Annotated in this window: 21 protein-coding genes and 2 tRNA genes; 17 read left to right on the forward strand and 6 right to left on the reverse strand. The window is 51.2% G+C overall.

Annotation, left to right across the window (positions count from 1 at the left end; all coding sequences use genetic code 11):
* Positions 1 to 21 precede the first annotated feature (21 nt).
* The 6 genes from CHB59_RS09850 to CHB59_RS09875 are packed head-to-tail and all read left to right on the forward strand — an operon-like array spanning position 22 to position 4,840.
* The gene (locus CHB59_RS09850; protein WP_089376077.1) at positions 22 to 885 is read left to right on the forward strand and encodes a DUF58 domain-containing protein; all 864 of its coding nucleotides are present in this window, start codon (positions 22 to 24) and stop codon (positions 883 to 885) included.
* Positions 885 to 1,757 carry a hypothetical protein gene (locus tag CHB59_RS09855; protein ID WP_089376078.1) on the forward strand — a complete coding sequence of 291 codons (873 nt, stop codon included), beginning with the start codon at positions 885 to 887 and terminating at the stop codon, positions 1,755 to 1,757. Before CHB59_RS09850 ends, CHB59_RS09855 begins: the two co-directional genes overlap by 1 nt.
* A complete protein-coding gene (locus tag CHB59_RS09860) occupies positions 1,754 to 2,758 on the forward strand; it encodes a vWA domain-containing protein (RefSeq protein WP_089376079.1) in 1,005 nt (334 codons plus the stop codon). Before CHB59_RS09855 ends, CHB59_RS09860 begins: the two co-directional genes overlap by 4 nt.
* A complete protein-coding gene (locus CHB59_RS09865) occupies positions 2,743 to 3,315 on the forward strand; it encodes a hypothetical protein (RefSeq protein ID WP_089376080.1) in 573 nt (190 codons plus the stop codon). Before CHB59_RS09860 ends, CHB59_RS09865 begins: the two co-directional genes overlap by 16 nt.
* Positions 3,316 to 3,317: 2 nt before the next feature.
* Positions 3,318 to 4,340, forward strand: coding sequence for a vWA domain-containing protein (locus CHB59_RS09870; RefSeq protein ID WP_245835112.1), 1,023 nt, complete (start codon positions 3,318 to 3,320; stop codon positions 4,338 to 4,340).
* A complete protein-coding gene (locus CHB59_RS09875; RefSeq protein WP_089376082.1) occupies positions 4,337 to 4,840 on the forward strand; it encodes an SRPBCC family protein in 504 nt (167 codons plus the stop codon). The genes CHB59_RS09870 and CHB59_RS09875 overlap by 4 nt, the downstream gene beginning before the upstream one ends.
* Positions 4,841 to 4,899: 59 nt before the next feature.
* On the opposite strand, the gene CHB59_RS09880 is transcribed toward CHB59_RS09875, so the two are convergent.
* Together CHB59_RS09880 and CHB59_RS09885 are read right to left on the reverse strand one after the other, a co-directional pair.
* Positions 4,900 to 6,351: a pyridoxal phosphate-dependent decarboxylase family protein gene (locus CHB59_RS09880; RefSeq protein WP_089376083.1), complete on the reverse strand. Its 1,452-nt coding sequence runs from the start codon at positions 6,349 to 6,351 to the stop codon at positions 4,900 to 4,902.
* Positions 6,348 to 6,986: a 2OG-Fe(II) oxygenase gene (locus CHB59_RS09885; RefSeq protein WP_089376084.1), complete on the reverse strand. Its 639-nt coding sequence runs from the start codon at positions 6,984 to 6,986 to the stop codon at positions 6,348 to 6,350. Before CHB59_RS09885 ends, CHB59_RS09880 begins: the two co-directional genes overlap by 4 nt.
* Before the next feature lie 126 nt (positions 6,987 to 7,112).
* On the opposite strand from CHB59_RS09885, the gene CHB59_RS09890 reads away from it, so the two are divergent.
* Positions 7,113 to 7,189 (forward strand) — tRNA-Val (locus tag CHB59_RS09890).
* 62 nt (positions 7,190 to 7,251) lie between these two features.
* Here CHB59_RS09890 and rfbD read toward each other — a convergent pair.
* The 4 genes from rfbD to rfbB are packed head-to-tail and all read right to left on the reverse strand — an operon-like array spanning position 7,252 to position 10,675.
* A complete protein-coding gene (gene rfbD, locus CHB59_RS09895) occupies positions 7,252 to 8,148 on the reverse strand; it encodes a dTDP-4-dehydrorhamnose reductase (protein ID WP_089376085.1) in 897 nt (298 codons plus the stop codon).
* A gap of 6 nt (positions 8,149 to 8,154) precedes the next feature.
* On the reverse strand, positions 8,155 to 8,703 hold the full coding sequence (rfbC, locus tag CHB59_RS09900) for a dTDP-4-dehydrorhamnose 3,5-epimerase (protein WP_089376086.1): 549 nt from the start codon (positions 8,701 to 8,703) through the stop codon (positions 8,155 to 8,157).
* On the reverse strand, positions 8,703 to 9,581 hold the full coding sequence (gene rfbA / locus CHB59_RS09905; protein ID WP_089376087.1) for a glucose-1-phosphate thymidylyltransferase RfbA: 879 nt from the start codon (positions 9,579 to 9,581) through the stop codon (positions 8,703 to 8,705). Before rfbA ends, rfbC begins: the two co-directional genes overlap by 1 nt.
* A complete protein-coding gene (gene rfbB, locus CHB59_RS09910) occupies positions 9,578 to 10,675 on the reverse strand; it encodes a dTDP-glucose 4,6-dehydratase (protein ID WP_089376088.1) in 1,098 nt (365 codons plus the stop codon). The genes rfbA and rfbB overlap by 4 nt, the downstream gene beginning before the upstream one ends.
* A 272-nt stretch (positions 10,676 to 10,947) precedes the next feature.
* On the opposite strand from rfbB, the gene thrS reads away from it, so the two are divergent.
* The 10 genes from thrS (at position 10,948) to adh (ending at position 20,496) form a co-directional block, all read left to right on the forward strand.
* Positions 10,948 to 12,855, forward strand: coding sequence for a threonine--tRNA ligase (gene thrS, locus CHB59_RS09915; RefSeq protein WP_089376089.1), 1,908 nt, complete (start codon positions 10,948 to 10,950; stop codon positions 12,853 to 12,855).
* Between the two features lie 30 nt (positions 12,856 to 12,885).
* A complete protein-coding gene (gene infC, locus CHB59_RS09920) occupies positions 12,886 to 13,446 on the forward strand; it encodes a translation initiation factor IF-3 (protein ID WP_425435875.1) in 561 nt (186 codons plus the stop codon).
* Positions 13,447 to 13,553: 107 nt separating this feature from the next.
* Positions 13,554 to 13,751, forward strand: a complete 198-nt coding sequence (rpmI, locus tag CHB59_RS09925) for a 50S ribosomal protein L35 (RefSeq protein ID WP_089376090.1) — start codon at positions 13,554 to 13,556, stop codon at positions 13,749 to 13,751.
* A gap of 11 nt (positions 13,752 to 13,762) precedes the next feature.
* Positions 13,763 to 14,125, forward strand: coding sequence for a 50S ribosomal protein L20 (gene rplT, locus CHB59_RS09930; protein WP_011480221.1), 363 nt, complete (start codon positions 13,763 to 13,765; stop codon positions 14,123 to 14,125).
* A 133-nt stretch (positions 14,126 to 14,258) separates the two neighbouring features.
* Positions 14,259 to 15,242, forward strand: coding sequence for a phenylalanine--tRNA ligase subunit alpha (pheS, locus tag CHB59_RS09935; protein WP_089376091.1), 984 nt, complete (start codon positions 14,259 to 14,261; stop codon positions 15,240 to 15,242).
* 26 nt (positions 15,243 to 15,268) lie between these two features.
* A complete protein-coding gene (gene pheT / locus CHB59_RS09940; protein WP_089376092.1) occupies positions 15,269 to 17,623 on the forward strand; it encodes a phenylalanine--tRNA ligase subunit beta in 2,355 nt (784 codons plus the stop codon).
* Between the two features lie 25 nt (positions 17,624 to 17,648).
* The gene (locus CHB59_RS09945) at positions 17,649 to 17,951 is read left to right on the forward strand and encodes an integration host factor subunit alpha (protein ID WP_089376093.1); all 303 of its coding nucleotides are present in this window, start codon (positions 17,649 to 17,651) and stop codon (positions 17,949 to 17,951) included.
* Positions 17,932 to 18,336, forward strand: coding sequence for a MerR family transcriptional regulator (locus tag CHB59_RS09950; protein ID WP_089376094.1), 405 nt, complete (start codon positions 17,932 to 17,934; stop codon positions 18,334 to 18,336). Before CHB59_RS09945 ends, CHB59_RS09950 begins: the two co-directional genes overlap by 20 nt.
* A gap of 84 nt (positions 18,337 to 18,420) precedes the next feature.
* Positions 18,421 to 18,497: transfer RNA gene (locus CHB59_RS09955), tRNA-Pro, on the forward strand.
* A 478-nt stretch (positions 18,498 to 18,975) separates the two neighbouring features.
* Positions 18,976 to 20,496, forward strand: coding sequence for an aldehyde dehydrogenase (gene adh / locus CHB59_RS09960; RefSeq protein ID WP_089376095.1), 1,521 nt, complete (start codon positions 18,976 to 18,978; stop codon positions 20,494 to 20,496).
* The last annotated feature ends 60 nt before the right edge of the window (positions 20,497 to 20,556 follow it).

The raw sequence follows: 20,556 nt of genomic DNA on the forward strand, positions 1-20,556 counted from the left end.
GCGTCAAGAGCAGGTAACATTTTGTCAGGCTTTATTCCCCAGGAATTTTACTATCACCTGCACTGGCGTGCGCGTGGCGCACAGCCTGGTGCGCATGCAACGCGTACGCCTGGTAATGGCGCTGATTTTGCCGGGCATGTCCCGTTTATGGATAATCCTGATCCTCGCCGTCTGGACTTGCGTGCCAGCATGCGCGTGATTCCACGACGATACGTGGTGCGCTCCTTTTATGAAAGAGGCGCCATTGTTGTCTATGCCTTGCTGGATGTTTCCACTTCCATGCGTTTTGCAGGCAATGCAGAGAAAAAGCGTTTGCTTGCCGATATCACATCCGCTATTGCCTGGTCCAGTACACGTCATGGGGATTCATTCTCGCTTCTGGCCTGTGATGATCAGGTGCGTCAGGATTTATTCGTTGCTCCTTCGCATCGCCGGGGAATGGCGCAGGATATCCATAAAAAAATACTGGGTGCGGAAATATATACCCAGCGTGGAGCACTCGCCTTGCCACGCGCGATTGAGCAAGTGAGGCCCAATCGATCCCTGGTATTCCTGATTTCGGATTTTCATCTTGACGAAAGTTTGCTAAGCCGCACCCTGAGCAGCTTCTCGGCACATGATGTGGTGCCATTGGTGCTATGGGATAGCAGTGAGTATCGCGACTTGCCGGATTGGGGCTGGGCGCGAGTGCGTGATCTGGAGCATGGTGGCGAACGTTCCTTGTTTTTGCGCCGTCGTCTTAAGCAAGAAATTGAGCAAAGTTATCTAGAAAGAAAGCTGGAGCTGAAAACCATGTGCCGTAAATACGGTGCTCGTACACCATTCTTTATTGAAGATGAATTTGATGCCGGGTTATTGACGCGTCATCTTTTGGAGGCTAGTTAATGAGACGTCTACTGTTGCTTTTGCTCTTTCTGGCATTGCCAGTAGTGGCGGCAGAGAAAAGCATTAATGCGACATCTTTCGTACGGGATGTCGGATATCGGGTGGGAGATGTTGTACAACAGCGCGTGGAGATCATCACACCTGCCGGGTTCGAGCTGGATGAGGGATCCTTGCCCAAGCGCCGTGGTGCTGGTGCGCATATTGAATTGCGCGATGTTACGCATCACACGGAAAAGGTAGATAAAGGTATCAAGCATGTATTGATATTTGACTGGCAGGTATTTCGCACGCTGCGCGATGTTCGTACCATTCCCCTGCGTGACCTTGAGCTGAGTTTCCGCCAGGGAGAAGAGGTACTGGTCGCACGTTTGCAGGCAGCGGAAATTCTTATGGCCCCCATGTTGCCGACAATGCTGACCCCGGAGCAAGCTGCGCCGCGGGAAGCTGTGGCTCCAGCTGCACAACCATTGCAACCTATTCTTGAACAGTTGGGTGCTGCTGTTTTTGCCTTGTTGATTGCGGTGCTGTATTTCGCATGGCGTTTTGATTTGCTGCCATTCTCTGCCAAACATGCCAGCCCTTTCCGTCAGGCTGTACGTGAAATTCGACGCGTTCGCAAGCAGCAGGATGCGCTGCCGACTTCAGTCAGGATACTGAGTCGTGCATTCAATGAATATGCACAATCTGCGGTTACCCAGGAAGGGGTGCAGGCATTTCTTGCTCGACATCCCGAGCTACAGACATTGCGGACTGATATAGAGCAGTTCTTCAGTGCCACTCAGCAGATGTTTTTTGCTGGTAAACCCAATATGATCAGTCAGGCTGAAGTGGAGAAGCTTGCCAGGAAACTTAGCCTGACGGAGACGCCGTGAGCGAGTTCCTCCAGAATGCCGGTGCGGGGTTGTATGCTCCCGGGTGGCTGGCCCTGGCCATCTTGTGCCTGGTTCCGTTGCTGGTGCGTGGCCATCATGCATTTCCCTATCCTGCTATTGTCAGGCTACCTGAAGATGAGCTGTCTGTATGGCTGGAACGGTTATGGCGCTGGGCAGGTGCACTTTCTATTATCGCGCTTGCAATCGCACTTTCCGGCCCTTATTGGGGTGAGCAACAAATTGAGAAAGTAGGGCGTGGCGCGCATATCATGATTGTGCTGGACCGGAGTGCCAGTATGAATGACAGCTTTGCCGATACGCGGGAAAAAAATGATGCCGAGCCAAAAATGGCGACAGCAAGGCGTGTATTGCAATCTTTTGTGCAGCAGAGCCGTGAGGACTTACTTGGCATGGTGACATTCAGTACCTCGCCAATCCTGGTGGCCCCTCTGGGAGGAGACCGTGAGGCTGTACTGGCTGCTTTACGGGCCACTGAAGCGGGAGGCATGGGATTCACTGCCGTGGCACGAGGTCTGGGAATGGCACTGGATTATTTCGAGGGCAAGCCAGTCACGGGTGCCCGGGCAATTCTGCTGGTATCGGATGGTGGCGCTCACCTTGATGTGAAGACTCAGGATCTTCTGCGCGAAATGTTTCATCGCCAGAACGCTTCACTTTATTGGGTATATCTGCGCTCAGCGAATGGGGCAAGTTTGAAGGATGCGCCCGAAGATGAAAATCGCGATGCCTATCCGGAATATCAATTACACGAATATTTTCAATCGCTGGGTGTGAATTACCACGTCTATGAAGCAGAAAGTCCTCAGGCGGTAGAGGAAGCGATTACAGATATATCCAAGCTGAAGAACCAGCCTGTCAAGTATTACGAAGCTACTGCGCGACAGGATTTGGCATGGATGTTCTATTTGATTGCGCTGTTGTGTACAGCAGCGTTATTTGCATTACACCTGACGGAGGTTAAAAGATGGCGCGCCGTTTAAGGCTGTTTCCATGGATGTTGCTCTTATTGGTGCTGGCAATTGCAGCACTGATCTGGAGTGGAGTGAGCTTGTATCGCGCTAATGTCTATAACCAGAATCTGGAGGCTGGTGCGATGCAGAACGGGAAATCTGCACGGGAGTTGTTTGCTGATGGTTGGTTATTGGCAGAGCAGGGCCAGACAGACAAGGCGCTGGAGAAATACGCCGAAGCTGCTGCGAAAGGTGATGATGCAATACGCAAGGCGGTATTTTTTAACACTGGTAATCTTTATCTGACACAAAGTGTGGATATTCTTGAAAGTGAAGGTTATGTGGCATGGGACAAGGTTGGTCCCTTGATGTCCTTGTGCAAGGAAAATTACAGCAAGGCTTTGCTGATTGATCCTGACTGGATTGATGCCAAATATAACCTGGAGCTTGCATTGCGTTTGTCACCATCATTCGCTGGTGTGAAGACACCTAATCGCTACAATGAGGATGACGACGATACTGAAGATGTCGAGAAGCGGCCGGATGGCTGGCCTTCTATACCTGGCTTTCCACGAGGGATGCCTTGATCTTGCGCCGCTTTACATTATCCAGCCTGGATCTGCGTGGTCAATTGATGCTGCTCAGCGTGGTGTTGTTGATTATTGCGATGATAGGGCCGCAGGCTACCTTGCCTAGACGCGTATTTGACTGGTTTTTTGTACTGGATATTACGCAGAGCATGAATGTGCGGGATTATATCCTGGACGGCAAAAGTATCAGCCGCCTGGAGTATTCAAAGAACGCCATGCGCGAAGCGTTGCGTGATATGCCTTGCGGATCGACGGTTGCCCTGGGGATGTTTACCGAGCGGGGTGCCCAGAACATTGTGCAGCCTCTGGAAGTCTGCGCGCATTTTTCTGCACTTGATCAAACCATTGAGCATATGGACTGGCGCATGGCATGGGCGGCGGATTCCTTTATTACCCATGGTGTGCTGAGTGCAGTGGATCTGACAGCCAAGCTGGGGCCGAACACACATCTGGCATTCTTTACTGATGGGCATCAGGCTCCGCCATCCAATCCAGATTACCTGCCGAAGTTCGACGGTAAACCTGGAGAGGTCAAGGGCATACTGGTCGGCACAGGTAAAGAAGAGCTAAGCCGTATTCCCAAACTGGATGAGCATGACAATATCATCGGATACTGGGAACTGGAGGAAGTCATGCGTTTTGCTACTTTCGGCATGATGACTTCAAAATCTGTGGCGGCCATGGAAGCTGACATGGAAGTGGAGGAGGAGGATGGTTTAAATAACCGCAATGCTTCTCATGGACGCAACCCTGCTGAAGATACCAAGGCCAATCTTTCCGGTCTCGATGAAATAACATTGATGCGCTTGTCTGAAATGACAGGCCTGGATTATCAACGGTTGAATACGTTACGCGGCTTTGCCAATGATGTGACGGCAACCAGCATGGCAACTTGGCGTAGCGGTAAAACCGATTTGCGGCCATGGTTTGCCATACCAGCACTACTTATGATTTTGGCATTTTTTATGCCAGCAGGATTTTTCGATTTCGTTCAACAACATTTGAGGTTTAATAAAAAATGAAGTTATTAATTGCGATACTTGGCCTTGCCATTGCAGCACCTGCATTTGCACACGGCCCTACCCCACGCAAGACTGATGAAGTAGTGACGGTCAAGGCTGCTCCAGACGCGGTCTGGGCAAAAATTGCCGATCCTTGCGGTATTGCCAAGTGGCACCCTGAAATCAAGGCGTGTGAAGCTGTGGATGACAAGACTGCAAACCTGACATTGCAAAATGGCGGAAAATTGCAACAACAAGTGGATGAACTGGATGTTGCCAACAAGACGCTGTCCTATCGTCTGGGCGGGGAAATTGCGCTCGAGGCATTGCCAGTCAGCTCACTTACTGGGCGTATCAAGGTAGAAGCTGATGGCAGTAATTCCAAGGTTAGCTGGATGGCACGTTTCTACCGTTTCGATACAGGTAATGAACCGCCTGAGGGACAGGACGATGAAACAGCACAGAATGCCGTGGATAGTTTCATCAAGGCTGGTCTGGCTGGTCTGGAATCCGGTAAATAAGCTAGCTGTATTGAGTATGTAATTGAAAAGGGCGGTCACGCCCTTTTCATTTTTCCGGCTCAGGCACGAGCGCGGGCAATGGCAATGATTTCCTGCAACAGGTGTTGTTGGTGTGCTGGTTGTGTCTGTGGATTCATGAAGACGGAGCGTAACCAGATGCTGTTGTTGATTTCCACCTGGCTCAGGTGAAACAGACCACGATGCAGCAATTGCTGACGGATGTGTACCTGCAGGGAATCAAGCACTGCAGTGTTTGAAACATTACCATGGTAGCGGAAGCAGACAATGTTGGTTTGCGGATGCATGAGTAGTTCAAACCCGGGAGTGCTGCTTAGCATCACCGCAAATTGTTCCGCCAGCGCAAAGACGTGATCAAGTAATGACGCCATCCCTTTCCGTCCATACAGCTTGAATGCTGCAACTATTTTCAGCGCCATCATGCGCTTGGTGCATTCTAGCGTGCGATAGCTGAGGTTGAAGTCAGTTTCCTCTCCATGCTCGTCATTGAACAAATAGGATGCCTCCTGGGCAAAGCTGAGGTAGCTATCCGCTGTATTGCGGAAAAGTACTGCAGACACTGTGGCAGGCATATACAGTAGTTTGTGACCATCCCAACTGACAGAGTCCGCCAAGTGTATGCCTTGTAGTTTATCGGCATGTTGATTCGACAGCACCGCAGCAGCGCCATGTGCGCCGTCAATGTGCAGCCATACGCCATGTGCCTGGCAATATTGGCCTATTGCCTGCAATGGATCGATGCTGCCTGTGGCCGTGCAGCCTGCCGTAGCGACAATGGCCATGACTGGCTCATGACGGTGTTGGCATGCAGTATGGGCTTCTTTTAGCGCTTCCAGTGATATACGGCCTTGCTGGTCTGTTGCGATGGATATGAGGGCATCTGCGCCCAGGCCCATGATGGCGGCTGTACGCTTGACGGAATAATGCGCCAGTTCCGACGCCAGGATGCGCAGGGGTGGTGCTGCGGTGACTCCCTCCTGCCATATATTGGCAGCCGCGTGCTGCCGTGCGGCAAGCAATGCCGTGAGATTTGCCTGGGAACCGCCTGAAGTCAGCACTCCCGTCCCGTGAGACCAGCCAACAGCGGTTGTCAGCCAGTGTATGGCCTGGTGCTCGAGTAATGTTGCCGCTGGCCCTGTTTCATATAGTGCCATTGCCTGGTTGCATAATGCAGCCACCAGGTCGCATAGCGCCGCCATTGGCAGCGGCGGGGCGGCCTGGTGTGCCATGCTGTGTGGGTGGTGCATGGCCAGGTTGCGCGGTAATATTTCTTCTTGCAGCCATGTGATGAAGTCAGAATGGCTGAGTTCTGCTACTTCAGGCATGGGCTGTTGCCATGACTGCGCCGCTTCCACCGGTGGCTGCCAATGGATCAGTTCGGCTTTGCCGCTTAACTCATGTGTCAGTTGTGCAGCCAGCAGATCGATCAGTGCATGGCCACTGCTGCGGAACTGCTCGCTATCGAACATCTGATACAGTTCAGATGAAGTCATCGCAATTCTGAGCTACGTTTCCTGAACCAGCCAGTGAGGCTAGTGCGTGGCCGGGTAGCTGGCAGTACTTCATGCCAGAATTTTCCGGAAAGAAAGACTACCAGTGTGCCGCCTTGAGGTAGTACATCAATGTATGGATGTGCTTCCGTGCCATCCAGGTATAGGCGTAGCTGGCCACCGTCCTCCTCCTGCCACTGATCATTCAGGTACAGGATGCAGCTGATCTGGCGTTCCTCATTGCCACGGAACTGATCAAGGTGCTTGTGATAAACCGCACCAGGAGGGTAAATGGCAAAATGATTTTCAAGCTCGAATAATCCAAGATAAAAATGCTGGTTCAGGGATTCCCGCAATGTTTCCATGCTGATGGCGAACTCTTGTTGTATGGCACTCGGGTGTGTGTGATCAAGCCAGTGAATCAAATCGCCACGGATCCTGGTGTTCAACTGGTTCTGCTCAGCCTTGCCTATGGAAGCACGTTGTAATTTTCCTGCTTCCTGCAGAGACAGGGCTTCCTGTTGTAATGCAGCAATAAACTCAGCAGGAAAAAACTCTGGTATGACAGCGTAGCCTTGAGAGGCAATTGCTTCAATAATGCCATCAATATGGCGGTTTAACTCAATGGGTGAAAGCATATGAACCTTTACTCTGTTACTGCTTATTATAGCGTTAGAGTAGAAGGAGAAAAAAATGAACATGTCAGCATTGCACCGTCATGAACATTGCGCTAGAATGCGCAGCTCTCTTGCTTGAAGAGCAATAGACCCGTAGCTCAGCTGGTTAGAGCGCTGCCTTGACATGGCAGAGGTCGATGGTTCGAGTCCATTCGGGTCTACCAGAATATCTGAATAAATAAAAAGCCCGTCACATGTGACGGGCTTTTTATTTATCTCCAGGCGGTCACAGTTGCTTAAGAGTGTCAACCAGGGCGGTTTGCCAATGAGGTAATTCCAGTCCTGTCAGCTGTTCAATTTTTTTATTCAGCATTCTGGAGTTGGTTGGGCGGTGTGCCGGGGTAGGGTATTCTGCCGTTGTAATGCCAATCACATGTTCCGGCTGGACTTTCAGGGCTTGCCAGTGTCTTTGCTTTTGTAATTGTACGTATTGCAGGATGATTTCCCGGGCAAAACCATGCCAGTTGGTTTCTCCGGAGTTAACCAGATGATAAATGCCATTGTGCTGGGGATCCCATTGTTGCAGTATCGCAATTGTCGTGTCGGCAATGGTATTGCTGGAAGTCGGTGCGCCAAACTGGTCTGCGACAATGCGTAACGTATCCTGTTGTGCTGCCAGCCTGAGAATAGTCAGCAGGAAATTCTTGCCATGTGTGCTATAGACCCAGCTGGTACGTAAAATCAGGTGGTGGGCATTGCTTGCCTGAATCGCCTGCTCACCGGCCAGCTTGCTGGCACCATACACGCTGACAGGGTGGGGGACATCGGTTTCCAGATACGGCGAACTTTTGTTGCCGTCAAATACATAATCCGTGGAATAGTGCACCAGTAAAGCGCCCAGTCTAGCTGCTTCCTCTGCGAATATGCCTGGCGCAATACCATTGATGGCATGGGCGAGCGCTGGTTCGGACTCAGCCTTGTCCACGGCAGTGTATGCCGCAGGGTTGATGATCAGGTCTGGTTTGATATCGCGGACTGCCTGACGGATGGCATTGATATCCGTCAGGTCGAGCTGCTTGCGATCCAGTGCAATGACTTGCCCCAACTGTTGCAGTCTGGGGTGGAGTGCGTTTCCTACTTGTCCATGGATGCCCGTGAGCAGGATTTTTCTGAACTTTGTCATGATGCTTTATGCAAATACTTCGGCCTGATTCAGGCCGAGGCCTTGTTGGTCTTTGGCAGATAGCAGAGGCTGCATGCCAATATCGGGCCATTCAATATGGATGGCCGGATCATCCCAGCTGATACAGCGCTCATGTGCCGGGGCGTAGAAATCTGTGGTTTTGTACAGAAATTCGGCCGATTCGGACAGGACGAGAAAACCATGGGCAAAGCCCGGAGGCACCCACATTTGTTTTTTGTTTTCCGCAGACAGGTATTGTCCTACCCACTGACCAAATGTTGGGGAAGAGCGGCGAATATCCACAGCAACATCAAATACCTCGCCAGCTACGACGCGTACTAACTTGCCTTGAGCCTGCTGGATTTGATAGTGCAATCCTCTCAAGACGCCTTTGCTGGATTTGGAATGATTATCCTGGACAAATTCGAGTTTTCCGTTGACTGCCTCCTCGAAGATCTGCTGATTGAAGCTTTCGAAAAAAAATCCACGAGAATCACCAAATACCCTGGGTTCGAACACAATGACTTCCGGAATGCCGGTGGTTATGATCTGCATTAAAATACCTTTTCTTTCAACATGCGTAGCAGGTATTGGCCGTATGCATTCTTGAGGTAGGGCTGGGCGATTCTTTCAATATCTGCTGCTGTAATATATCCCTTGCGGTAGGCAATTTCTTCCGGGCAGGCGATTTTCAGGCCCTGGCGCTTTTCAATGGTCTGGATGAATAATGATGCTTCCAGCAGGGATTCGTGAGTGCCAGTATCCAGCCAGGCATGACCACGTCCCATGACCTCGACATTGAGTGAGCCTGCTGCAAGATATGCCTTGTTGATATCCGTGATTTCCAGTTCACCACGTGGTGAAGGTGTCAGGCCGGCGGCAATATCAATTACCTGGTTGTCATAAAAATACAGCCCGGTCACGGCATAGCGGGATTTGGGGTGATGCGGTTTTTCCTCCAGGCTGACAGCCTGCCCTGTACTATCGAACTCAACAACACCATAACGCTCGGGATCATGAACCGGGTAGGCAAAGACAGTGGCTCCTTGCTGTTGCTGTTGCGCGTGGCGCAAATCATTGGCCAGGTCATGGCCGTAGAAAATATTGTCTCCCAGTATCAGGGCGGAAGAGTGGTTGCCAATGAAGTCCTTGCCCAGGATAAAGGCTTGCGCCAGGCCATCTGGTGAAGGTTGCACTGCATAATTGATATTGATGCCCCATTGGTTGCCGTTGCCAAGCAACTGCTCAAAGCGGGGGATATCCTGTGGGGTGGAGATAAGAAGAATGTCATGAATACCTGCCAGCATCAGTGTGGATAGCGGGTAATAAATCATTGGCTTGTCATAGACAGGCAATAATTGCTTGGAAACTGCCTGTGTCACTGGATATAGGCGGGTGCCAGACCCTCCGGCAAGGATAATGCCTTTTCTCATTCGGCTTTCTCACTATAGTGCTGGTTGACCCAATGACGGTATTCACCACTGGTGACATGATGGACCCAGTCCTGATGATGCAGATACCACATGACCGTCTTGCGGATTCCGCTTTCAAATGTTTCAGCAGGCTTCCATCCAAGTTCACGTTCAAGTTTCGACGCGTCAATGGCATAGCGGCGGTCGTGGCCGGGCCGGTCAGTGACAAAGGTGATTTGTTCCTGATAGCTTTTTCCATCGGTGCGAGGTTTTAGCTCATCAAGAATACGGCACAAGGTTTGTACCACTTCCAGATTAGTTTTCTCATTCCAACCGCCGATGTTATAGGTTTCACCGATTCTGCCAGCTTCCAGGACACGCTGTATCGCGTTGCAATGATCAAGCACAAACAGCCAGTCGCGAACCTGCTGGCCATCTCCGTAAATGGGTAGCGGCTTGCCTGCCAGAGCATTGAGCAGGCAAAGCGGGATCAGTTTCTCTGGAAAGTGGTAAGGGCCGTAATTGTTTGAACAGTTGGTCGTTAATACTGGTAGCCCGTAGGTATGGTGATAGGCGCGCACCAGATGGTCGGAAGCTGCTTTTGACGCAGAGTATGGGCTGTTGGGCGCATAAGGAGTTGATTCTGTAAAGGCTGGATCACTGGCGCTCAAGGTGCCGTATACCTCATCTGTGGACACATGAAGGAAGCGGAAGCAGGGGTTTTCCTTTTCTGCAGGATTCGCCTTGATCCGTGCGTTCCAATATGCCCTGGTTTCTTCCAGCAGGTGGAATGTGCCCACCACATTGGTTTGTATGAAGTCTTCGGGGCCATGGATGGAGCGATCTACATGGCTTTCCGCTGCGAAATTGATCACGGCATCGGGCTGATATTTATGCAGCAGGCGGGACACAAGATCACGATCCCCAATATCTCCATGCACAAAGGTATGGTGGGCATGGCCCTCAATGGCGGCCAGGTTCTCAAGATTGCCGGCATAAGTCAGTTTGTCGAGATTGATGACATTGGCTGTACCGGATTGAACCCAGTTGACCACACAATTACTGCCGATAAACCCGGCACCGCCAGTCACAAGGATGATTTTTTGTTGTTGCATTTGTCGAGGTTGCGCCTTGAAATCTTGAATAAGGAAAGAACAAACATTGTTGTGATTCTAAATGATTGTGTCCCAGTTGGAGTTGAAATCATAGCGGTCCTGTGGCAATCGTGTCATATGACTGCATGACATTGCTGCCCAGGCTGTCTGTTGCTATTGCCACGGCATGGTTGTGGTTTAACTCACCTCTATGCGATAATTCCTGACTAATTTCGTGTATTTTGTCGTAAAAAGCCGTCATGCGGCTTTTGTTGTTTATTGGATAGGGATATATGCCAGTTATTCGTTTGCCAGACGGTTCCGAACGCAAGTTTGATGGGCCGGTGACTGTTGCCGATGTCGCCATGAATATTGGTGCTGGCCTTGCTCGTGCTGCCTTGGGTGGCAAGGTCAATGGCAAGGCTGTGGATACTTCGTATGAAATTACCGCAGATGCAGACCTGGCGATTATCACGGACAAGGATGCTGATGGTCTGGAAATCATCCGTCATTCAACTGCTCACTTGTTGGCACAGGCCGTGAAACAGCTGTTCCCGGATGCGCAAGTAACTATCGGGCCTGTCATAGAAAATGGCTTTTTCTATGACTTTTCCTATAAGCGACCTTTTACGCCTGAAGACCTGGAAAAAATAGAAGCGAGGATGCAGGAGCTTGCCAAGCGCGATATTCCTGTCGTGCGTAGCGTGATGGAGCGTGATGAGGCAGTCGCCTATTTCAAGTCCATTGGAGAGCAGTACAAGGCTGAGATCATTGAGTCGATTCCCGTCGACCAGGAAATCTCGCTCTATACCCAGGATGATTTTACTGACCTTTGTCGCGGCACCCATGTGCCATCTACCGGGAAGCTCAAGGCTTTCAAGCTCATGAAGGTAGCGGGGGCCTACTGGCGTGGCGATTCCAATAACGAAATGCTGCAACGTATCTACGGCACAGCCTGGGCCAAGAAAGATGATCTGGAAGCCTATCTGCATATGCTGGAAGAGGCAGAAAAGCGCGACCATCGCAAGCTGGGTCGTCAGCTTGACTTCTTCCATATGCAGGATGAGGCACCAGGCATGGTGTTCTGGCATCCTCGTGGCTGGACTATCTGGCAGGAAGTTGAGCAATACATGCGCAATATGTTCCGGGAGTTCAACTACCAGGAAGTGCGCACCCCCACGATCATGGACCGTACCCTGTGGGAAAAATCAGGGCACTGGCAGAATTACCATGACAATATGTTTACCACGGCTTCAGAAAATCGTGATTACGCGGTCAAGCCCATGAACTGTCCTGGCCATGTGCAGATTTTCAATAACAGTCTGCATAGCTATCGTGACCTGCCATTGCGCTTGGCAGAATTCGGCTCATGCCATCGTAACGAACCTTCTGGTGCATTGCATGGCCTGATGCGCGTACGTGGCTTTACCCAGGATGATGCACATATTTTCTGTACGGAAGACCAGGTCAAGGCTGAAGTCGCCGATTTTATTGTCATGTTGTACAAAGCGTATCAGGACTTTGGGTTTACTGATGTGCTGGTCAAGCTTTCCACTCGCCCCGAAAAGCGCGTTGGCTCTGACGAAAGCTGGGACAAGGCAGAAACATCATTGGCGGCAGCCCTGCGTGAGAACAACCTTGAATTCGAGTTGCAACCAGGTGAGGGAGCATTCTATGGTCCGAAGATCGAGTTCACCTTGAAGGACAGCCTGGGGCGTTTGTGGCAGTGCGGTACCATACAGCTTGATTTCAACCTGCCTGAGCGCCTGGGTGCTGAATATGTGGACGAAGATAATACCCGCAAGCATCCCGTCATGCTGCATCGTGCCATTGTCGGCTCCATGGAACGTTTCATTGGTATCCTGATCGAGAACTTTGCAGGCGCAATGCCAGTCTGGCTGGCGCCATTGCAGGCGATGGTGCTGAATATCAGTGATGGTCAGGCCGAATATGTGGCTTCCGTAGTGGATGAACTGAAGAAAAATGGCTTCCGTGTCGAGTCGGACTTGAGAAATGAGAAGATAACCTATAAAATCCGCGAACATAGCTTGCAGAAGCTCCCATATCTCTTGGTTGCAGGTGAGCGTGAAATGCAGGCAGGTCAAGTGGCCGTGCGTACCCGCAAAGGCGAAGACTTGGGGTCAATGCCAGTCAGTGCTTTTATTGAGCGCTTGAAAAATGACATTGCCAGTAAAGTCTGAAGTGCTTTGTGAGTAGCGCGGTCTATTATTTTGACCGTCAATATAAATAACGGGAGATTTGAGATAGCTCAGGAAAAGGAATTACGGATCAATGGCGATATTACTGCGTCACAGATTCGTTTGGTTGGGGTGGATAACGAGCCATTAGGGATCGTCAGTCTGAATGAGGCATTTGCCAAGGCCGAGGAAGCGGACACTGACTTGGTCGAGATTGCGCCACAGGCAAGTCCGCCTGTGTGTCGCTTGATGGATTACGGCAAATATAAATATGCCGAAAGCAAGCGTCAGCATGAAGCGCGACTCAAGCAGAAGCAGGTACAGATCAAGGAAGTCAAGTTCCGACCAGGTACTGACGAGGGCGATTACCAGGTGAAGTTGCGCAACCTGATCCGCTTCTTGCAGGAAGGCGACAAGGCCAAGGTGACCTTGCGTTTCCGTGGACGTGAAATTACCCATCAGGAGATTGGCCTGGCCTTATTGAAAAGGGTAGAAGCCGATCTGACAGAACATGCAGTGGTGGAGCAGTTTCCCAAGATGGAAGGCCGCCAGATGGTGATGGTGTTGTCACCGCAAAAGAAAGCAAAACCTTAATATCTCCGGATTTTCTGGTTTGTGAGTAGTAGGTAGTAAAGAGGTAGCGACGCGGCTTAAAGGCATGCCCGATCGCTCTTTAATTCAATATCCTTTAGGAGAAAAAAATGCCAAAGATGAAGACCAAGAGCAGCGCCAAAAAGCGCTTCAAGTTCTTGGGAAATGGCAAGGTGAAGCGTACTCATTCTCACCTGCGTCATATCCTGACCAAGAAGACCACCAAGCAGAAGCGTAACCTGCGCGGCACGGCTATTATTTCCGCAACTGACATCAAGCGCGTACGCGCCATGATGCCAACTCAATAAGGAGATAAGAGATGCCTAGAGTAAAACGTGGTGTTATTGCCCGTGCACGTCACAAGAAGGTTCTGAACGCTGCCAAGGGTTATCGTGGTCGTCGCAAGAACGTATACCGCATTGCAAAACAGGCGGTGATGAAGGCTGGTCAATATGCTTACCGTGACCGTCGTCAGAGAAAGCGTCAGTTCCGCGCATTGTGGATTGCACGTATCAATGCTGGCGCCCGCGAGTATGGTTTGACCTACAGCCGTTTCATCAACGGTCTGAAGAAGTCTGCGGTTGAAGTTGACCGCAAGGTGCTGGCCGATCTGGCAGTATTCGACAAACAGGCTTTTGCCAAGTTTGCCGAACTTGCTAAATCCGGTCTCGCCGCTGCTTAAGCAACAGCAATAAGAAAAGGAGGCCTCGTGCCTCCTTTTTTTTCCGGGTTTTTCCACAAGCGGCCATAAGTATTTATCATATATACGCAGGCATGGTCATTTGTGAAAGCATCCGTGAGGGCAAAACCATAACATGCAAAATCTAGAACATATTATCAGCGCTGCGCAGCAGGATTTTTCGACCTGTGGCACGGTCGCTGACCTGGAACAGGCCAAGGCGCGCTATCTTGGCAAGAGCGGCAGCCTGACAGAGGCATTAAAGGGCTTGGGCAAGCTGTCTGCGGAAGAGCGACCTGCAGCGGGCGCAGCCATCAATGTCATCAAGCAACAGGTCGAGTCTGCACTCAAGCAGCGTCGGAATGCGATTCTGCAGGCTGAGCAGGATCGCCAACTGGCCAACGAAACGATTGACGTTACGCTGCCAGGTCGCAACGCCGGAACGGGGGGATTGCATCCCGTGTCATTGACCTTGAGACGGGTTGAGGAGCTGTTTCGTTCCATTGGCTTTGAAGTGGCGGAAGGACCTGAAATCGAGTCCGATTTCTACAACTTCACTGCGCTCAATATTCCGGAAGACCATCCTGCGCGTGCGATGCATGACACATTCTATGTCGATGACAAACATGTGCTGCGCACGCATACTTCGCCAGTGCAGGTGCACTATATGCAGGATAAGGCGCCACCGCTCAAGATCATTGCTCCCGGACGTGTATATCGTGTCGATTCCGATGCGACACACTCTCCCATGTTTCACCAGGTGGAGGGCTTGTGGGTGGATGAACATATCAGTTTTGCCAACCTCAAAGGTATTGTGCAGGATTTCCTGCAGCGGTTTTTCGAGCGCGATGACTTGCAGGTGCGTTTCCGCCCGTCCTTCTTTCCATTTACCGAGCCTTCGGCGGAAATGGACATGAGTTGGAATGGCGGTTGGTTGGAAATAGGGGGCTGTGGCATGGTGCACCCTGAAGTATTCCGTCATGTTGGTATTGATAGCGAAAAATATCGTGGTTTTGCTTTTGGGCTTGGTGTGGAACGACTGACCATGTTGCGCTATGGCGTGAATGACTTGCGTCTGTTTTTTGAAAACGATTTACGTTTTCTCAAGCAATTCTCCTAGCCTTTACTTCTGGACAGATCAACAAAATGCAATTTTCTGAAAACTGGCTGCGCCAATATGTAAACCCTGACCTGGATAGCCAGGAATTGAGCCATGTACTGACCATGGCTGGGCTGGAAGTGGAGGAGCTGCTTCCAGCAGCCGCTGCTTTTACCAAGGTAGTAGTCGCTGAAATTATTAGTACTGAAAAACACCCGGACGCAGACCGTCTGCAAGTATGTAAAGTGGATGTTGGCAGTGGCGAGCCATTGCAGATCGTATGTGGAGCGCCCAATGCGCGCGCCGGGCTAAAAGCGCCTTGTGCGCTGGTCGGTGCCGAACTGCCGGGCTTCAAGATCAAACAGGCCAAGGTACGTGGTGTGGAATCTTTCGGCATGATGTGTTCTGCCAAGGAACTGGGCCTGACCGAAGCGCATGAAGGTATCTTGGAACTGGCGGCTGATGCGCTGGTGGGCCAGGATATCCGCGAGTTGTTTGACCTGGATGACCAACTGTTCACCCTCAAGCTGACGCCCAACCGTACTGATTGCCTGAGCATTACCGGCATTGCGCGGGATGTGACTGCGTTGACCGGGGCACCATTGTCCTTGCCGCAGATTGCACCAGTGGCGGTGACGGCTACCCAACAGCAGAGCGTCAAGGTGAACGATCCAGCAGCCTGTCCACGTTACGCAGGTCGCCTGATTCACGGAGTGAATGCCAAGGCCAGTACCCCAGACTGGATGGTGCGCCGCCTGGAACGCAGCGGTATTCGCAGCATCAGTGCGATTGTGGATATCACTAATTATGTGTTGCTGGAGCAAGGGCAGCCATTGCATGCGTTTGATGCTGATAAGCTCAAGGGCAATATCGAAGTGCGCTATGCCCGCAATGGGGAAACTTTGCGCCTGCTCAACAATACCGATATCACCCTGTCTCAGGATATGTTGCTGATCGCGGATGACAGTGCTCCTCTCGCCTTGGCGGGCATCATGGGCGGGGAAGGCAGCGCAGTTGGTGATGAGACAGCCAACATCTTCCTTGAAAGTGCTTTTTTTGCCCCGGATGTCATTGTCGGCAAGGCACGCCGCCTGAATTTCTCAACAGACTCCTCTTACCGTTTCGAGCGTGGCGTCGATTTTGGCAATACCGTGCAGGCTTTGGAGCGTGCCAGCCAATTGGTGCTGGATATCTGTGGTGGTCAGGCAGGGCCGATTACCGAGGTTCTGCAGCAGTTGCCCCAGCGTAAGCCCGTGCGTTTGCGCCTGGAACGCCTGAATTCCGTGCTGGGGATTGCCCTGGATACTGCATTGGTCAGCACCTTGCTGGAGCGCCTGAATTTCGGGTTCACAGGGGTCGAAGGTGGTTTTGAAGTGACACCACCCAGTTATCGTTTTGATATCGAAATTGAAGAGGACCTGATCGAGGAAATCGCCAGGCTGCATGGATATGACCATATCCCGGCATTGGCGCCGCATGATGAACAGCGCATGCTGCCATCACCAGAAGCCAGCCGGAACAGTAACTGGCTAAGGGATACCCTGGCTGCCAGCGGCTATCAGGAAGTGATCAGCTACAGCTTTGTGGATGAAAGCTGGGAGCGTGATTTCCTGGGTAACGCCAATCCTGTCGTGCTGAAAAACCCGATTGCCAGCCACCTGAGCGTCATGCGTACCAGCCTCTGGGCCGGTCTGATCGAAACCTTGGTTTATAACCTCAACCGCAAGCAGGATCGTGTACGCTTGTTTGAAATCGGTTCAGCGTATCATGCCGGGGAGAATGGTTATGAGGAAGCAGGCCGTATTTCCGGTCTGGTGTATGGTAATGCCGCACCAGAACAATGGGCTACAGACGATCGCGAAGTGGACTTCTTTGATGTCAAGGCAGAAGTGGACCGCTTGACTGCAGGGCGTGCGCAATATGTCGCGGCACAACATCCTGCCTTGCACCCCGGACAGACTGCCAGCATCATCTTGGATGGACAACCGGTAGGCTGGATAGGCAAACTGCATCCAAAATGGCAACAACAGCATCAATTGCCGCGTAGTGCCATGTTATTCGAGCTGGCGCTGGAACCATTATTGCAAGGTAAAGTAGCTGCTTACAAGCAAGTGGGGAAATTCCCTCCCGTACGTCGTGACATTGCAATTGTTGTGGATGAAACCATCACGGTTCAAATGGTGCTGGATACCATGCGATCCAATAAAAATGCATTGATCAGCGACATTGCATTGTTTGACATTTACCAGGGGAAAGGCATTGCAGAGGGGAAGAAAAGCCTTGCATTTCTGGTGCTTATGCAAGATACTCAAAAGACTTTAACCGATGCAGAAGCCGATGCAGTCATGGCCGAGCTACTGGATTTATTGGTTCAGCAGCACGGTGCAGCATTAAGAAATTAGAAAAAGTAGTAGGGAAGGGTTTTGCATGACATTAACAAAAGCTGATTTGGCTGATTTACTGTTTGAACAGGTAGGGTTAAACAAGCGCGAGGCCAAAGATATGGTGGAGGCATTCTTCGAAGAGATTCGTACCGCGTTGGAAGCTGGGGATAGCGTGAAACTCTCGGGGTTTGGCAATTTCGAATTGCGCCAGAAATCAGAGCGTCCAGGCCGCAACCCCAAGACTGGCGAGGAAATTCCGATTACTGCCCGCCGTGTTGTCACTTTTCATGCCAGCCAGAAACTCAAAAGCAAGGTAGAGGAGGCTTATGCTGGAGCAAACACCTAAGGTTCAGCTCCCCCCCATTCCAGCCAAGCGTTATTTTACAATTGGCGAAGTGAGTGATTTGTGCGGAGTGAAACCTCATGTATTGCGGTACTGGGAACAGGAGTTTACCCAGTTGAAACCAGTCAAGCGCAGGGGGAATCGCAGATATTACCAGCACCATGAGGTTCTGCTGATCAGGCGCATACGTGAGCTGTTGTATGAACAAGGGTTCACTATCAGTGGTGCACGCAACCGGTTGGATGAGCATGCTGGAGCTGCTTTCCACGATGAGAATTCCTCAGTGGAAACAGCAACAGTTGAAGCGCAACCGACATCACCAGTAATCGACCTTGTTCAACTACGCTCAGATCTCAGCGAAGTGTTGAATTTATTGACTCCGGGATGAATGCGACTGTGTTTTTTCCTGTTCTAATGTCAGGAATTTCGATATAATCGCTTTCTTGCTTCAACCCCGGTTGAAGCATAGGTTCGGGGCGTAGCGCAGCCTGGTAGCGTACTTGCATGGGGTGCAAGGGGTCGTGTGTTCGAATCACACCGTCCCGACCAATAGAAACAAAGGCTTACAGGATTTTAACTGTAGGCCTTTTTTGTTGGCTCTTACCTACTACATACTTTATGTCGGATATTATGCACTGCGCGAATGTTTCAGTTTTGCGCAGGTGCTACATGTTTGAAGCCAGATTTCCAGGATTGATTGCTCGATAAGGACAGGCTGCGGCGACTATTACAGCCATATATCTGGGGTATAACACCAGTCCAAAGTGTTCTGATCTGTATTTACAAGAATTCTTCTTGTACTCAATGCCTAACTTAATGAATATTAAGAGATGGTATTTCCCTTGATAGTGATTGGTAGATAGCAGGCAGCAGCGAAAACTATAATGTCGCCGCGCTGCGGCAAGCAGTACAAAACTTATACTAGAGAGTATATGATAGAACTATGTAGGGGCGACGTTGTTTGTTTCTATATTCAAAAGTTGCGTTGCAGCACGTTCATTCTGATAACTCTTGGAGGAGTGTAGTAATGAGTCTTGATAGTTTGCAGGGTCTTGGCATTAAGGTTCCATATAAAAGCAAGTATGAAAACTACATTGGTGGGCAATGGGTCGCTCCAGTAGATGGTCAGTATTTTGATAATATCAGTCCGGTGACTGGCAAGGTGTTCTGCCAGGTGCCGCGCTCCAATGAGAAGGATATCAACCTGGCGCTGGATGCCGCGCATGCCGCCAAGGATGCCTGGGGCAAGGCATCGGGCACAGAGCGTGCCAATATCCTGCTCAAGATTGCCGATGTGATGGAGGCCAATCTGGAAACGATTGCCACTGCCGAAACCATAGACAATGGCAAGCCGATTCGTGAAACCATGGCGGCGGATATTCCGCTGGCAATTGACCATTTCCGTTATTTCGCGGGCTGTATTCGTGCGCAGGAAGGTGGTATCAGCGAGATTGACCACAATACCGTCGCTTACCATTTCCATGAGCCGCTGGGTGTCGTCGGTCAGATCATTCCATGGAATTTCCCTATCCTGATGGCGGCATGGAAGCTGGCGCCTGCATTGGCTGCCGGCAACTGTATCGTCATGAAGCCTGCCGAGCAGACCCCGGCCTCCATCCTGGTAGTGATGGAGCTGGTAGGCCACCTGTTGCCGCCCGGTGTCTTGAATATCGTGAATGGTCATGGCGTCGAGGCGGGCAAGGCATTGGCCACCAGCCCGCGCATTGCCAAAATCGCTTTCACTGGTTCCACCTCTGTTGGCCGCCTGATCATGCAATATGCCAGCCAGAGCCTGATTCCCGTCACGCTGGAACTTGGCGGCAAGTCGCCCAATATCTTCTTTGAAGATGTGATGGATAAGGATGACGCTTATTTTGACAAGGCGCTGGAAGGTTTTGCCCTGTTCGCGCTGAACCAGGGCGAGGTCTGTACCTGCCCAAGCCGTGCGCTGATCCAGGAATCCATCTATGAGAAATTTATGGAGCGCGCCGTGAAACGGGTGCAGGCCATCAAGCAGGGCAGTCCGCTGGATTCCACTACCATGATAGGTGCGCAGGCTTCCAGTGAGCAGGTCGAGATCATCATGTCCTACATCAAGCTGGGCCAGGAAGAGGGTGCGCAACTGCTCACTGGCGGCAAGCAGACCAAGCTGGCAGGCGAGTTGGGCGATGGTTATTACATTGAGCCCACCATCTTCAAGGGCCACAACAAGATGCGTATCTTCCAGGAAGAGATTTTCGGCCCGGTATTGGCCGTGACGACCTTCAAGGATGAAAAGGAAGCGCTGGAAATTGCCAATGACACCATGTATGGCCTGGGCGCTGGCGTCTGGTCGCGCGACGGCAGCCGCGCCTATCGCGTGGGCCGTGGTATCCAGGCAGGCCGTGTCTGGACCAATTGCTACCATCTCTACCCTGCGCACGCAGCGTTCGGTGGTTACAAGCAGTCCGGCATTGGTCGCGAGAATCATCGCATGATGCTGGATCACTATCAGCAGACCAAGAACCTGCTGGTCAGCTATAGCCCTGATGCGTTGGGTTTTTTCTAAGCGCCTCTCACCACACTTCTGGCGTTGTGGCTCAACCACTTCGCCGGCTTAGTCCAGCGC

Source organism: Methylobacillus rhizosphaerae, from assembly GCF_900187985.1.
GTDB lineage: Bacteria > Pseudomonadota > Gammaproteobacteria > Burkholderiales > Methylophilaceae > Methylobacillus > Methylobacillus rhizosphaerae.

What these genes read in the sequence shown, in the direction of transcription:
- thrS (WP_089376089.1), top strand. Translation starts at nt 10,948, where the DNA reads ATGCCAGTTATTCGTTTGCCAGACGGTTCCGAACGCAAGTTTGATGGG.
- CHB59_RS09880 (WP_089376083.1), bottom strand. Translation starts at nt 6,351, where the DNA reads ATGACTTCATCTGAACTGTATCAGATGTTCGATAGCGAGCAGTTCCGC.
- rfbC (WP_089376086.1), bottom strand. Translation starts at nt 8,703, where the DNA reads ATGCAGATCATAACCACCGGCATTCCGGAAGTCATTGTGTTCGAACCC.
- rfbD (WP_089376085.1), bottom strand. Translation starts at nt 8,148, where the DNA reads ATGACAAAGTTCAGAAAAATCCTGCTCACGGGCATCCATGGACAAGTA.
- pheT (WP_089376092.1), top strand. Translation starts at nt 15,269, where the DNA reads ATGCAATTTTCTGAAAACTGGCTGCGCCAATATGTAAACCCTGACCTG.
- rpmI (WP_089376090.1), top strand. Translation starts at nt 13,554, where the DNA reads ATGCCAAAGATGAAGACCAAGAGCAGCGCCAAAAAGCGCTTCAAGTTC.
- CHB59_RS09865 (WP_089376080.1), top strand. Translation starts at nt 2,743, where the DNA reads ATGGCGCGCCGTTTAAGGCTGTTTCCATGGATGTTGCTCTTATTGGTG.
- CHB59_RS09945 (WP_089376093.1), top strand. Translation starts at nt 17,649, where the DNA reads ATGACATTAACAAAAGCTGATTTGGCTGATTTACTGTTTGAACAGGTA.
- CHB59_RS09885 (WP_089376084.1), bottom strand. Translation starts at nt 6,986, where the DNA reads ATGCTTTCACCCATTGAGTTAAACCGCCATATTGATGGCATTATTGAA.
- rfbB (WP_089376088.1), bottom strand. Translation starts at nt 10,675, where the DNA reads ATGCAACAACAAAAAATCATCCTTGTGACTGGCGGTGCCGGGTTTATC.
- CHB59_RS09875 (WP_089376082.1), top strand. Translation starts at nt 4,337, where the DNA reads ATGAAGTTATTAATTGCGATACTTGGCCTTGCCATTGCAGCACCTGCA.
- CHB59_RS09855 (WP_089376078.1), top strand. Translation starts at nt 885, where the DNA reads ATGAGACGTCTACTGTTGCTTTTGCTCTTTCTGGCATTGCCAGTAGTG.
- pheS (WP_089376091.1), top strand. Translation starts at nt 14,259, where the DNA reads ATGCAAAATCTAGAACATATTATCAGCGCTGCGCAGCAGGATTTTTCG.
- CHB59_RS09950 (WP_089376094.1), top strand. Translation starts at nt 17,932, where the DNA reads ATGCTGGAGCAAACACCTAAGGTTCAGCTCCCCCCCATTCCAGCCAAG.
- rfbA (WP_089376087.1), bottom strand. Translation starts at nt 9,581, where the DNA reads ATGAGAAAAGGCATTATCCTTGCCGGAGGGTCTGGCACCCGCCTATAT.
- rplT (WP_011480221.1), top strand. Translation starts at nt 13,763, where the DNA reads ATGCCTAGAGTAAAACGTGGTGTTATTGCCCGTGCACGTCACAAGAAG.
- adh (WP_089376095.1), top strand. Translation starts at nt 18,976, where the DNA reads ATGAGTCTTGATAGTTTGCAGGGTCTTGGCATTAAGGTTCCATATAAA.